Source organism: Streptomyces sp. NPDC048417 (assembly GCF_040651615.1).
Classification (GTDB): domain Bacteria; phylum Actinomycetota; class Actinomycetes; order Streptomycetales; family Streptomycetaceae; genus Streptomyces.
This window is the reverse complement of the sequence record NZ_JBEZKI010000016.1, coordinates 182,668-195,362: the sequence shown is the minus strand read 5'-3', so window position 1 is coordinate 195,362 and position 12,695 is coordinate 182,668. Positions and strand designations below refer to the sequence as shown.

Sequence of the window (12,695 nt, the reverse complement as noted above, 5' to 3'; positions counted from 1 at the left end):
GACCACACATACATACGTGTCAGACTGCCGACTCCGTACGACGAGAGGGAACGACCGGAGACCATGGACACCAGCACAGCGACCTCTCTCTGGGACGAGCTGATCGGCACCCAGCCCGACCCGGACCTGTGGGTGGTGATCGCCACACTCGCCGCCGCGGCCGCCGTGGTCGTCCCGCACACCGTGTGGCGGATATCCCGCAACGCCATCACGATCGCCCACGAGGGCGGCCACGGCCTGGTCGCCCTGTTCACCGGCCGCCAGCTCACCGGCATCCGCCTGCACTCCGACACCAGCGGCCTCACGGTCAGCCGGGGCAAGCCGCACGGCCTGGGCATGATCCTCACGGCGGCGGCCGGCTACACCGCGCCGCCGCTGCTCGGCCTGGGCGGCGCGGCCCTGCTCGGCGCCGGCCGCATCACCCTGCTGCTGTGGGTCGCGACGGCCCTGCTCATCGCCATGCTGGCGATGATCCGCAACGCGTACGGCGTCCTGACGGTGTTCCTGACGGGCGGCGCGTTCCTGCTGGTGTCCTGGCTGGCCGGGCCCCAGGTGCAGGCGGCGTTCGCGTACGCGGTGGTGTGGTTCCTGCTGCTGGGCGGCGTACGCCCGGCGTTCGAACTCCAGGCGAAGCGCTCACGGGGCGGCGCCGGCGACTCGGACGCGGACCAGCTGTCCCGCCTGACCCACGTACCGGCAGGCATGTGGCTGTTCCTGTTCCACGCGGTGTCGCTGTGCTCGCTGATCGGTGGGGGCAGGTGGCTGCTGGAGGCCTGACGGGCCCCGTAGGGGCAGGCGTCAGGGGCGCGGGGCCGTATCATCGGCGGCTCCGCCGCGTGGGCGCGACCAGCCCCCCGCACAGCCTCGCGCGAAGCCGCTACGCACGGCCTCCCACTAAAGTGACCCCATGGCCGCAAACCCCACCGCACCAACCGCCCTCTGGCCCGCCCCCCATGCAAGCGGAGCCGTCGACGCGACGGTCCACGTGCCGGGGTCCAAGTCGGTCACCAACCGCGCCCTCGTCCTCGCCGCCCTCGCCTCCGAGCCCGGCTGGCTGCGCCGGCCCCTCCGGTCCCGCGACACCCTGCTGATGGCCGGCGCCCTGCGCGCGATGGGCGTCGGCATCGAGGAGGGCGTGGGTCCCGACGGCTCCGGCGAGGCCTGGCGGGTGATCCCCGCCGGGCTCCGCGGCCCCGTCACGGTCGACGTCGGCAATGCCGGCACCGTGATGCGCTTCCTCCCGCCCGTCGCCACCCTCGCCGCCGGCGACATCCGCTTCGACGGCGACCCCCGCTCCTACGAGCGCCCCCTGCACGGCGTGATCGACGCCCTGCGCGCCCTCGGCGCCCGGATCGACGACGACGGGCGGGGCGCGCTCCCGCTGACCGTGCACGGCAGCGGCGCCCTGGAGGGCGGCCCGGTGTCGATCGACGCCTCGTCCTCGTCCCAGTTCGTGTCGGCCCTGCTGCTCTCCGGTCCGCGGTTCAACCAGGGCGTGGAGGTCCGCCACATCGGCGCGAGCCTCCCCTCCCTCCCGCACATCCGGATGACCGTCGACATGCTGCGCGCGGTCGGCGCCCAGGTGGACACCCCGGAGTCGGGTGGCGAGCCGAACGTCTGGCGGGTCACCCCGGGCGCCCTGCTCGGCCGGGACCTGACCGTCGAGCCGGACCTCTCGAACGCCCAGCCGTTCCTCGCCGCCGCCCTGGTGACGGGCGGCAAGGTGCTGATCCCGGACTGGCCCTCGCGGACCACCCAGCCGGGCGACCGGCTGCGCGAGATCTTCACCGAGATCGGCGGTTCCTGCGAACTGACCGAGTACGGCCTGGAGTTCACCGGCTCCGGCCGAATCCATGGCATCGACGTCGACCTGGGTGACGTGGGCGAACTGACCCCTGGCATCGCGGCGGTCGCCGCCCTCGCCGACTCCCCCTCCACCCTGAGGGGCGTATCCCATCTCCGTCTCCACGAGACGGACCGGCTGGCCGCGCTCACCAAGGAGATCAACGAGCTGGGCGGTGACGTCACCGAGACCGCCGACGGCCTGCACATCCGCCCGCGCAGGCTGCACGGCGGGGTCTTCCACACCTACGAGGACCACCGCATGGCCACGGCCGGTGCGATCATCGGCCTGGCCGTGGAGGGCGTTCAGATCGAGAACGTGGCGACCACGGCGAAGACCCTGCCGGACTTCCCCGACCTGTGGACCGGGATGCTCGGGAGCGACGGGGCCTAGGGGCGACGACCATGCGCCGCTACGGCAAGCACACCGACGAGGACGACATCCGTCAGCGCCCCAACCGCAAGGGCACCCGGCCCCGTACGCATATCCGCCCCGCGCACGAGGACGCGGCCGAGGGCATGGTCCTCACCGTCGACCGGGGCCGGCTGACCTGCCTGGTCGAGGACCGTACGGTCCTGGCGATGAAGGCGCGCGAGCTGGGCCGCAAGGCGGCGGTGGTCGGTGACCGGGTGGCCCTGGTGGGAGACCTGTCCGGCAAGAAGGACTCCCTGGCCCGGATCGTGCGCATCGAGGACCGGACGTCCGTGCTCCGCCGCACCGCCGACGACGACGATCCGTTCGAGCGGGTGGTCGTCGCCAACGCCGACCAGCTGGCGATCGTCACGGCCCTGGCCGACCCGGAACCCCGCCCGCGTCTCATCGACCGCTGCCTGGTCGCGGCCTTCGACGCCGGCCTCACCCCGCTCCTGGTCATGACCAAGTCGGACCTGGCCCCGCCGGACAAGCTCCTGGAGCTGTACGGGCACCTGGCGATCCCCTACGTGGTCACGAGCCGCGAGGAACTGGAGACGGGGGATGCGGCCCGCGTGGTCCAGGAGCATCTGGACGGCAAGATCACGGCGTTCGTCGGCCACTCGGGCGTCGGCAAGACGACGCTGGTGAACGCCCTTGTCCCCGAAGGCCTCCGGCGGACGACGGGCCGTGTGAACGCGGTGACCGGCCGGGGCCGCCACACCACGACCTCCGCCCTGGCCCTTCCCCTCACCGGCGAGGAAGGCTGGGTCATCGACACCCCGGGCGTCCGCTCCTTCGGACTGGCCCACATCGACCCGTCCCGGGTGATCCTCGCCTTCCCCGACCTGGAGCCCGGCACGGTGAACTGTCCGCGCGCGTGCAGTCACGACGAGCCGGACTGCGCGCTGGACGAGTGGGTCGCCGAGGGCCACGCGGACCCGGCCCGTCTCTACTCGCTGCGCCGTCTCCTGTCGACACGCGAGCGCACGGAAGGTGACTGACCACCGCGTTGTTTGTCCTGACCCGAGTTCGGTAAGTGCATAATCGCACCGAGCTGGCTTTACGGGAGGACGGCACATGGCATGGCTGCTGGTGATCGTGGCCGGAATTCTGGAGACCGGCTTCGCCGTCTGCCTCAAGCTCTCCCACGGCTTCACCCGTCTGTGGCCCACGATCGCGTTCGCGTCCTTCGCCCTGGGCAGCTTCGGCCTCCTGACCCTCTCCCTCAAGAAGCTGGACGTGGGCCCGGCGTACGCGGTGTGGACGGGCATCGGGGCGGCGGGCACGGCGATCTACGGCATGATCTTCCTGGGTGACCTGGTGTCCACCCTGAAGATCATCTCCATCAGCCTGGTGATCGCGGGCGTGATCGGCCTCCAGCTCTCGGGCTCCACCCACTGAAACGCGCCCCACCCACTGAAACGCGCCCCACAGGGGGCACGGGGCTGTTCGGCATGCGGCTACCGCAGCCGACCCAGGGGCACGGGGCAGTGTGCGCCACCCCTCTTTCACACCAGCTGCCGCGAAAGCGCCCCCCGCACCAGCTCCGCCACCCCGCCCTCCCCCGGCGGCGCGGCCACGCACGACAACGCGAGCCGCACCACGAGCTCGCACGACCGGGCCAGCTCACCGTTCCCCCTCACGGCTCCCGGTCCCGACAGCACCGCCACCGCCCGATCCCGCACGATCTGCACGAACTCCCCGGGAGAAGGCAACGGCCCGTCCGCCCTCCGCTGCGCCGGCACCGCCGAAGAGGACGGCACCGCGGTCAGCGTCGGCGACGGCAACCGCTCGCTCCAGCACCCCGTGAGCATCGCCCGTACCAGCACGTTCTCCCGAGCCGCCGCGGCCATCCACTCGGCCGTCGCCGTCAGGCGTTCCCGCACCTCGGTATGGCTGACCAGCGCCCGCTCCACCCCCGCGAGATACCCGTCGGCCTCCCGGCGGACCAGCGCCCTCGCCAGGCCTTCCTTGCTGCCGAACTCGTTGTACAGCGTCTGCCGGGACACCCCGGCCGCCGCGGCCACGTCGACCATGCGCACGGTGGCCCACGGGCGGCGGGCGAGCGCCGTGTACGCGGCGTCCAGCAGGGACTCCCGGGCTGCAGGCATCATCGCCTCCTGGGGCGGGCGGCTCTGCGCCCAGATTTGACGCGCACGATGCCACTGTCAAGGGTTCGCGAAGGCACCGGGGGGCGCCCTTCGGCCAACACACGCGGGCGCACCGAGGCCGCCGTTCACCGCCCGATCGCCGGACGATCGCCGGACGATCGCCCCCGCCCCGTACCACCTGTCCCCGGGACATCCCCCGTATCCGCCCCGTGCCTGTGTAGCCGCGCCCCCACCCCGGCAGATAGCGTTCGTCGCATGCCGGACTACCACGATGACCTGCGGCTCGCCCACGTGCTCGCGGACGCGGCCGACGCCGCCACCATGGCCCGCTTCAAGGCCCTCGACCTCAAGGTCGAGACCAAGCCGGACATGACCCCGGTGAGCGAGGCCGACAAAGCCGCCGAGGAGCTGATCCGCGGCCAGTTGCAGCGTGCCCGCCCACGGGACGCGGTCCTCGGCGAGGAGTACGGCATCGAGGGCACCGGCCCGCGCCGCTGGGTGATCGACCCGATCGACGGCACCAAGAACTACGTGCGCGGGGTCCCTGTCTGGGCGACCCTGATCTCCCTGATGGAGGCGGCCGAGGGCGGCTACCGGCCGGTCGTCGGCGTGGTCTCCGCACCGGCGCTCGGCCGCCGCTGGTGGGCGGCGCAGGGGCACGGCGCCTACACCGGCCGCAGCCTCTCCTCGGCGACCCGCCTGCACGTCTCCAAGGTCTCGAAGCTGTCCGATGCCTCCTTCGCGTACTCCTCGCTGAGCGGCTGGGACGAGCGGGGGCAGCTGAACGGCTTCCTGGACCTGAGCCGCGAAGTGTGGCGCACGCGCGCGTACGGCGACTTCTGGCCGTACATGATGGTCGCCGAGGGGTCGGTGGACATCTGCGCCGAGCCGGAGCTGTCCCTGTGGGACATGGCGGCCACCGCGATCGTCGTGACCGAGGCCGGCGGCACCTTCACCGGCCTGGACGGCCGCCCCGGCCCGCACAGCGGCAACGCGGCCGCGTCCAACGGCCTGCTCCACGACGAGCTGCTGTCGTACCTCTCCCAGCGTTACTGAAACGGCCTTCTGAGGCAGAACAGGGCATTCTCCTTCGGCACATATGAGCGCGTGCGCCCTCAATTGGCTACGCGCACCCTCTTGTTGACCCCGGCTTTACCTGCCACTCTATGAGAACCCTCACTTTGTGCATTTGTGAATCGCTGAACTATCTCCGCGGTTCCCTAGGAGGTGGCACCTTTCATGCTCGTCCGTGACGCCATGAGCACGGTGGTCCTCACCGTCGGCCCAGCCCACACACTCCGCCAGGCGGCCGCCCTGATGTCCGCGCGTCGCGTGGGCGCGGCGATCGTCCACGACCCGGACGCCGGTGGCATCGGCATCCTCACCGAACGCGACATCCTGAACTCCGTCGGCCTGGGCCAGAACCCGGACACGGAGCCCATCCACGCCCACACCACCAACGACGTCGTGTTCGCCACCCCGACCTGGACCCTGGAGGAGGCGGCCCGGGCGATGGCCCACGGCGGCTTCCGCCATCTGATCGTCCTCGACGGCGGCGAGCCGGCCGGCATCGTCTCGGTCCGCGACATCATCCGCTGCTGGGTCGGAGCCCGCGCCCCGCAACCCGTCTAGGCGGCGGGCGACGCGCTGGGGTACCCCCGGCCGGGGGACGTCGGCGAGTGACGACAACGCGGCCGGAACCCCCTCCGGGGGAGTGCCTGCCAGACCCCGCGACGCCGGAATGCCGCGGTCGCCGAACAGCCAGGTCACCTGGTGGGTCGACTCGGGCTGAGCCCCCAAGTCCCAGACGCTGTCCGCCTCCTGGCTGCCCGAGTACGGGTCGCGCTTCTGGGTGTGGATGAAGTCGGGGAACTTGATGGCGTCCTTGATGAAGAACACCGGGGTGTTGTTGCCGACGAGGTCGTAGCCGCCTTCCTCAGTGCAGAACTTCAGCGCCCACCCGCGCGGGTAGCGCACCGCGTCCGCCGCACCGCGGCTGCCGGCCACGGTCGAGACGCGCAGGAGGGTCTCGGTCTGCCTGCCGGCCTCGGAGAGAAACGCGGCGCGCGTGTACGGCGTGACGTCCGCGGTGACCGTGAAGGTGCCGTGGGCGCCCGCACCGCGTGCGTGCACCACGCTCCCCCACCGCCTTGAAGGCGTGGGGACCCCCATCGGGATGCACTCACGGTTGAGGGGGGCGCGCCTCTCCGGCAGGAGCTGGTCCCACACCAGGACCGGGCCGGCCATGCCGGCGGTCTCGCTGTTCTGGTTGTCGGCCACCGGCGCACCGGCCTCGGTGGTCAGCGGCCCCTGCGTCACACCTGTCTCCTGAGTCATTTCGCACCATTCCTGCAGCCTTGCCGGCCCGAACTCGATCCACATTGGACTTAGTCCAAGTCAAGCTCCAATCCAAAGTCACACTTGTTCGGAAAATAGTCGGCCTGCTGTTAGGCTGGTGAGCATGAGTGACCTTCTGGAACGGCTGCGTGGACGCGGATGGCGGATGACCGCGCAGCGACGCGTCGTGGCCGAGGTCCTCGACGGCGAACACGTCCACCTGACGGCCGACGAGGTCCACGCCAGGGCTGTCACCAAGCTGCCGGAGATCTCCCGGGCGACCGTCTACAACACCCTCGGCGAGCTGGTCTCGCTCGGCGAGGTGCTCGAGGTCTCGACGGACAAGCGCGCCAAGCGCTACGACCCGAACGCACACCGGCCGCACCACCACCTGGTCTGCGCCCACTGCGGCTCGATCCGCGACGTCCACCCGACCGGCAACCCGCTGGCCGACCTCCCCACCTCGGAGCGGTTCGGCTTCACGGTCTCCGACGTCGAGGTGACGTACCGCGGCCTGTGCCCGGACTGCGCGGCGGCAGCCTGACGAACGTTCCCGAAAGGCCCCGGCACTCACGGTGAGTGCCGGGGCCTTCGTGTCGTACCTCTTCGCCGTACACGGGGTTCCCGAATCTGACGGACCGTCATATGGTCTTCGGGTCCGCACTCTTGCGAGGAGATCCGGTGGGAGAGCCGTATCAGCCGCCTCCGGCGTGTCCGAAGCTCCACGCCCATGACCTGACCCGTACCTTCGGCCGGTCCCCCCACGCGGTCGACGCCCTCGGTCCGCTCGACCTGGCCGTCGCGCCGGGTGAGTTCGTCTGTCTGGTCGGGCCCTCGGGCTGCGGCAAGTCGACCCTGCTGCGGATCGCGGCCGGCCTGCTCCGCCCGAGCGCCGGCCGGCTGGAGATCCGTACCGACCGTCCCCGCCCGGCCGCGATGATCTTCCAGGACTACGGCATCTACGACTGGAAGACGGTCCTGGCCAACGTCCGTTTCGGCCTCGACGTACAACGCGTCCCGCGCCGCGCGGCGAACGCCCGGGCCGGAGACTGGCTGACCCGGCTGGGCCTCGCGGACTTCGCCGACGCCTACCCCGCGACCCTCTCCGGCGGGATGCGCCAGCGGGTGGCGATCGCCCGCGCCCTGGCCGTCGAGCCCGAACTCCTCCTCATGGACGAGCCGTTCGCCGCCCTGGACGCACAGCTCCGGGTGATCCTCCAGGACGAACTCCTGGACCTCACCCAGGCCCTGCGCACCACCACCCTCTTCATCACGCACAGCCTGGAGGAGGCGCTGGTCCTCGGCGACCGGGTCCTGGTGATGTCCGCCCGCCCGGGCCGGATCATCGCCGAGCACCGCCCGCCGTTCCCGCGCCCGCGCACCGGCCAGATCCGCGACACCCCCGAGTTCACGGCGCTGAAGAGCGAACTGTGGGAGCTGCTGCGCAAGGAGGCGGTACCGGCATGACGACCCTCACCCCGGGCCGCGAGACCCGTGTCCTGGTCCGCGCCCCCGGCCCCGCCGAACTCCGTCCCGTCCGCACCCACCGGCGCCGGCGCGCCCTGGAGCTGACCCTGGCGACCGCCGTGCCCGTCCTTCTGGTCCTCCTGTGGCAGCTGGCCGCGGCCCGGGCCTGGATCGACGACCGCGTCTACCCGGCGCCGTCCACGATCCTCTCCGACGGCTGGGACCGGGCGACGGCGGGCGACCTGTGGCCGGACGTCTGGGCCACCACCCGCCGGGTGCTCGCGGGCTACGCGGCGGGCACGGCGGCCGGCTACCTGCTGGGCCTGCTGATGGGCTCCCTCCCACTGGTCAGGGCGGCCCTGGAGCCGCTCCTGGACGCCCTGTACGTGGTGCCGAAGCTGGCCCTGCTCCCGGTCTTCCTGAACATGTTCGGCCTGGGCGAGGGCCCGCAGGTGGCCCTGGTGGCGGTCACGGTCTTCTTCTTCGTGTGGATCTCCACGATGTCGGCGGTGATCGCCGTCCCGTCCGGCCACCGTGACGCGGGCCGGGTCTTCGGCGCCTCGCCCTGGCAGATGTTCCGCCATGTCCTGCTGCCGGCCTCGCTCCCGGCGGTCCTGGTCGGCGCCCGGATCGCCGCGGGAGTGGCGGTCCTGGTGATCGTCGCCTCCGAGCAGATCGCGGCCACGGACGGCCTCGGCCACCTCATCTTCGACTCGCGCGCGCTGTTCCAGAACGACGTGATGTTCGTGGGGATCGTCTGCGTCGCCGTCCTGGGCGTGGTCTTCTCCGAGCTGATTCGGCTCGCCGGCCGCCTGCTCACCCCGTGGGCGCCGCGGGACCGGGGACGGGGGCAGTCATGAGAGCGCATCGGTACGTGGTCGCGGCGGCGGCGCTGGCCCTGCTGGCGACGGCCTGCTCGGCGAGGCACTCCGAGGACACCGGGGCGGCCGCGGCGCCTCGCACGGTCCGCCCGGTGGCGGGCTGCGGCCAAGGGTCCTGGACCGACCCGGCCGACCTCGCGCCGACGAGGACCCCGGCCCGGTGCTCCCCCGGCAAGCCCGCGGCCCGCCCCCTGGCGAAACCCCGCAAGATCACCATCGCCACCGGCACCCTGAGCGCGGAGTACGTGGCTCCTCTCGAAGTGGCTCTGGACAAGGGCGAGTTCAAGGCGGAGGGCCTGGACGTCACGCTGAAGGTGCTGCCCACCCCGGACGCGCTGCCGCTGCTGGCCAAGGGGGACATCGACGCGATGTGGGCGGCGCCCGAGGCGGCCGTGATGAACGGCGTCCGCGGCGGCTTCGACATCAAGTGGGTCGCGGGCAACTTCTCGCCCGACCCGGAGTCGCGGAGCGGCCTGTGGGTGCGCCTGAAGAACGGCGAGAGCGCGTCCGGCGTGGAGATGGCGGGGCGCACCCTGGGCACGATGATCGGCAAGGGCTCGGTGATCGCCTACCCCATACAGAAGGCGCTGGCGAGCCATGGCGGGGGCCTGGACCGGATCCGCTACCAGCAACTGGGCTCGGCCGACGTCCTCACGGCCCTGCAGAACGGCGGCGTCGACTCGGCCTGGCTCCTGGATCCGGTGTGGCGCCAGGTCACCGGGAAGTCCGGCTACGCGTTCCTGGGCGGCCAGCCGCAGGGCGAGCCGCTGGGCGGGATGCTGTACGGCCGTACGCTCCTGAACGACGATGTCGACGCGGGAGTGGCACTGCTCAGGGCCTACATCCGCACGGTCGACACGTACTTCGCCGGCGACTACAAGTCGGACGCGGACTTCGTCACGTACCTCGCGAAGCTGCTGAAGACCGACCCCGCGATCCTGCGCTCGACCCCGCCGCTGCGCATGGACTGGGAGATCCGCGCGGGCACGACGACGCGTCTGCAGTCGGCGTACCGGGCCCAGGGCGTCGAGTCGGGCGCCCCGCTCCCCGAGTCCCGGACGGTGGACCGGGCGCTCTACGAGGAGGCGGTGGGTCATGCCCCGTAGCCACATCCGTGTCTGAGCAGAAACCTCTGAACGGAGACCTCTGTCCAGAACTTCTGAAGAGAACTTCTGAACAGAAAGCTTTGAGCAACAGCCTCAGAACAAGAGCCTCAGAACAAAAACCGAGGGCCGGAATCCGTTTCTGGATTCCGGCCCTCGGCCTTCAGTAGCGGGGACAGGATTTGAACCTGCGACCTCTGGGTTATGAGCCCAGCGAGCTACCGAGCTGCTCCACCCCGCGTCGATGAACAGAACACTACGTGAGGGACACGAGGAGAAGCAAATCCATTGCCGTCAGCCCGCCTGAGCTGCAAAAAAGCGCGGACTCAGGCCGACAGCTCCTCGCGCAGCGCATCCCGCAGCCGCCCCGCCCGCTCGGTCACCTCGGCCGGTCCCAGCGCCACCGCCCGGTCGGCCCACCGCTGCCCCTCGGCCAGCTCGCCACGACGCGCGTAGACCAGGGCCAGCCGCAACGCCGCCCGCCCGTGCCCCGCGTCGGCGGCCCGCTGCCACCACACGGCGGCCTCGGGCTCGCTCCCCTCCCGGGCCAGCAGCAGCCCCAGGTTGAACGCCCCGTTCCGCGACCCGGCCTCGGCCGCGATGCGGTACCACCGCGCCGCGTCCACCACGTCCCCGCGCGCCGCGGCGAGCATCCCGACCCGCACCTGGGCGCGTCGGTGCCCCTGCGAGGCGGCGCGCTCGTACCACTCCTCGCACTCGGTCTTGGTGTGCAGCGAGGACTCGCCGAGCTCGTGCTCGGAGACCGCCGGCCGGCGCGCGTCGAGCACGGCGGCCAGCCGGTAGGCGGCCTCGGCGCTCCCGCCGCCCGCGGCGCACCGCAGATGCCGCTCGGCGGCGGCCTCGTCACCCTCCCGCAGCCGGGCGATGCCGACCTGGAGCGCCGCCTCCGTGTGCCCGGCGGCGGCCGCCCGCTCGTAGCAGCGCAGCGCGACACGGTCCTCGCCGCGCCCGGCGTAGAGGATCCCGAGGTTGAACGCGGCGTCCACGCTGCCGGCCTCGGCGGCCTTGGAGAACCACGGTTCGGCGCCGGCCGTGTCGCCGCCCTGGAGCAGCAGGATGGCGAGCGCGTTCGCCGCCTCCCGGTGTCCCGCGTAGGCCGCCCGCCGGTACCACTGCTCGGCCTGCGCGGTCCGCCCCTGTTCGGCGCAGAGCAGCCCGAGGTTGTACGCCCCGTTGTCGTCGCCCGCGTCCATCGCCGCCCGGTACCAGCGCTCGGCGGTCTGGGTCTCGCCGCGCTCGGCGTGCAGCGCGCCGAGCGCGTTGGCAGCGTTGCCGTCGCCGTCCTGGGCGGCCCGCAGCCACCACACGGCGGCGCTCTCGGTGTCCCCGGCGTCGCGCAGCAGAAAACCGAGCGCGCAGGCGGCCCGGGCCTCGCCGTCCTTGGCGGAGGTCAGATACCAGCGTCCGGCCTCCTTGAGTTCACCGCGTCTCTCCAGGATCGCCCCGAGGTGCAGCGCGGCCCGCCGGTGGCCGCGGGCGGCGGCCTGCCGGTACCACTGCTCGGCCTCTTCCGTCTCCGCGGCCCCGGCGGCGGTCTCCGTGCCGACACCGTTGTCGGCCGCGGTCTCGCCCTCGCCGTCGCCCGCTCTGCGGTCGAGGGCGCGCGCCAGCCGGTACGCCGCCTCCCGGTGCCCGCGTTCGGCGGCGGCCCGCATCCACTGGCCGGCGTTCGCGTCGCCGCGGTGCTCCAGCAGATCGGCCAGCGCGTAGGCGCCGAGCGCATGGCCCTGCTCGGCGGACTGGCGCAGCCAGTACTCGGCGGCGGGTTCGTCGCCGCGCTCACGGTGGTGCCGGCCGAGCGCGTGGGCAGCGGCCGCGGAGCCGGCCACGGCGGCGATCCGCCACCATCCGGCGGCCTCGTCCGGGTAGCCGCGCTGGTGCAGCAGGACGCCGAGGTTGTTGGCTGCGGCACGGTCACCGGCGGCGGTGGCGGCACGCAACTGGGGTTCGGCCCCGTCGAGGTCGCCACGGCGCAGCAGCATGGCGCCGAGGACACTCATCGACTCGACGTCACCGGCCTCGGCGTGGAGCCGGTGTCGTGCCTCTTCAGCGGCCTCGGCGGCCTCGTCGCGGGTCGGCTCCTCGCCCGAAGGCTGCACAAATCGCCCTGTCTCGAACAGAGTTGCCTTGTCCCCCATAACGTCCATCGTCGCACCACCTGCAACCTGGGTACATCCGGTATAGCGCAACCCGTGAGGTCACTTCAGCGTTTTGTCGACATGCCCACAGAACGACAAGTCAAACACATCTCTTCCAACTCCCCACAGCGGCACGGCGACCTCGCGCACCGGTACATGCGTTCGCCGCCCGTCCGGACACCACGAGCCGCTCGGCCGGGCGCCGTTGGCCGCCGTGCGGACATCACGAAGGCCCGGATCCAAAAGGATCCGGGCCTTCGATTTCAGTAGCGGGGACAGGATTTGAACCTGCGACCTCTGGGTTATGAGCCCAGCGAGCTACCGAGCTGCTCCACCCCGCGCCGTTGTGTTCAAACCGTACCACGGCGCGGGGCGGGCGC

The 12,695-nt window shown here is 71.9% G+C and carries 12 protein-coding genes, 2 tRNA genes and 1 pseudogene; 10 read left to right on the top strand and 5 right to left on the bottom strand.

Translation table 11 applies throughout. The annotated features are described in order from the left end of the window. Positions 1-63: 63 nt before the first annotated feature. The 4 genes from AB0D59_RS25625 (at position 64) to AB0D59_RS25610 (ending at position 3,658) form a co-directional block, all read left to right on the top strand. Positions 64-777 carry a M50 family metallopeptidase gene (locus tag AB0D59_RS25625; protein WP_362569599.1) on the top strand — a complete coding sequence of 238 codons (714 nt, stop codon included), beginning with the start codon at positions 64-66 and terminating at the stop codon, positions 775-777. 130 nt (positions 778-907) lie between these two features. Beyond that, positions 908-2,236: a 3-phosphoshikimate 1-carboxyvinyltransferase gene (gene aroA, locus AB0D59_RS25620; RefSeq protein WP_362569596.1), complete on the top strand. Its 1,329-nt coding sequence runs from the start codon at positions 908-910 to the stop codon at positions 2,234-2,236. Between the two features lie 11 nt (positions 2,237-2,247). After that, positions 2,248-3,258 carry a ribosome small subunit-dependent GTPase A gene (gene rsgA, locus AB0D59_RS25615; RefSeq protein WP_362569593.1) on the top strand — a complete coding sequence of 337 codons (1,011 nt, stop codon included), beginning with the start codon at positions 2,248-2,250 and terminating at the stop codon, positions 3,256-3,258. Between the two features lie 76 nt (positions 3,259-3,334). After that, positions 3,335-3,658: a multidrug efflux SMR transporter gene (locus AB0D59_RS25610; protein WP_360476918.1), complete on the top strand. Its 324-nt coding sequence runs from the start codon at positions 3,335-3,337 to the stop codon at positions 3,656-3,658. 107 nt (positions 3,659-3,765) lie between these two features. On the opposite strand, the gene AB0D59_RS25605 is transcribed toward AB0D59_RS25610, so the two are convergent. Beyond that, complete coding sequence (locus AB0D59_RS25605) at positions 3,766-4,368, bottom strand: TetR/AcrR family transcriptional regulator (RefSeq protein ID WP_362569786.1); 603 nt, start codon at positions 4,366-4,368, stop codon at positions 3,766-3,768. A 255-nt stretch (positions 4,369-4,623) separates the two neighbouring features. On the opposite strand from AB0D59_RS25605, the gene hisN reads away from it, so the two are divergent. Beyond that, positions 4,624-5,424: a histidinol-phosphatase gene (gene hisN, locus AB0D59_RS25600; protein ID WP_362569590.1), complete on the top strand. Its 801-nt coding sequence runs from the start codon at positions 4,624-4,626 to the stop codon at positions 5,422-5,424. Between the two features lie 183 nt (positions 5,425-5,607). Next, positions 5,608-6,000, top strand: coding sequence for a CBS domain-containing protein (locus AB0D59_RS25595; protein WP_362569587.1), 393 nt, complete (start codon positions 5,608-5,610; stop codon positions 5,998-6,000). A 99-nt stretch (positions 6,001-6,099) separates the two neighbouring features. On the opposite strand, the pseudogene AB0D59_RS25590 reads toward AB0D59_RS25595, so the two are convergent. Beyond that, positions 6,100-6,687 (bottom strand): annotated as a pseudogene (locus AB0D59_RS25590) (catalase); the annotation flags it as partial. A gap of 142 nt (positions 6,688-6,829) precedes the next feature. Between AB0D59_RS25590 and AB0D59_RS25585 the strand changes: the two are divergent. The 4 genes from AB0D59_RS25585 to AB0D59_RS25570 all read left to right on the top strand — a co-directional run bounded on the left by AB0D59_RS25585 (position 6,830) and on the right by AB0D59_RS25570 (position 10,159). Further along, positions 6,830-7,249 (top strand): Fur family transcriptional regulator, encoded by a 420-nt coding sequence (locus AB0D59_RS25585; protein ID WP_362569584.1) that lies wholly within the window; start codon positions 6,830-6,832, stop codon positions 7,247-7,249. A gap of 137 nt (positions 7,250-7,386) precedes the next feature. Then, complete coding sequence (locus AB0D59_RS25580) at positions 7,387-8,172, top strand: ABC transporter ATP-binding protein (RefSeq protein WP_362569581.1); 786 nt, start codon at positions 7,387-7,389, stop codon at positions 8,170-8,172. Further along, complete coding sequence (locus AB0D59_RS25575; RefSeq protein WP_362569578.1) at positions 8,169-9,032, top strand: ABC transporter permease; 864 nt, start codon at positions 8,169-8,171, stop codon at positions 9,030-9,032. The genes AB0D59_RS25580 and AB0D59_RS25575 overlap by 4 nt, the downstream gene beginning before the upstream one ends. Beyond that, positions 9,029-10,159, top strand: a complete 1,131-nt coding sequence (locus AB0D59_RS25570) for an ABC transporter substrate-binding protein (protein ID WP_362569575.1) — start codon at positions 9,029-9,031, stop codon at positions 10,157-10,159. The genes AB0D59_RS25575 and AB0D59_RS25570 overlap by 4 nt, the downstream gene beginning before the upstream one ends. A 164-nt stretch (positions 10,160-10,323) precedes the next feature. Here AB0D59_RS25570 and AB0D59_RS25565 read toward each other — a convergent pair. The 3 genes from AB0D59_RS25565 to AB0D59_RS25555 form a co-directional block, all read right to left on the bottom strand. Further along, positions 10,324-10,397 (bottom strand) — tRNA-Met (locus tag AB0D59_RS25565). 85 nt (positions 10,398-10,482) lie between these two features. Next, entirely contained in the window at positions 10,483-12,324 is a 1,842-nt protein-coding gene (locus tag AB0D59_RS25560; protein ID WP_362569572.1) for a tetratricopeptide repeat protein, read from the bottom strand. Positions 12,325-12,582: 258 nt separating this feature from the next. Continuing rightward, positions 12,583-12,656: transfer RNA gene (locus AB0D59_RS25555), tRNA-Met, on the bottom strand. Positions 12,657-12,695 lie beyond the last annotated feature (39 nt).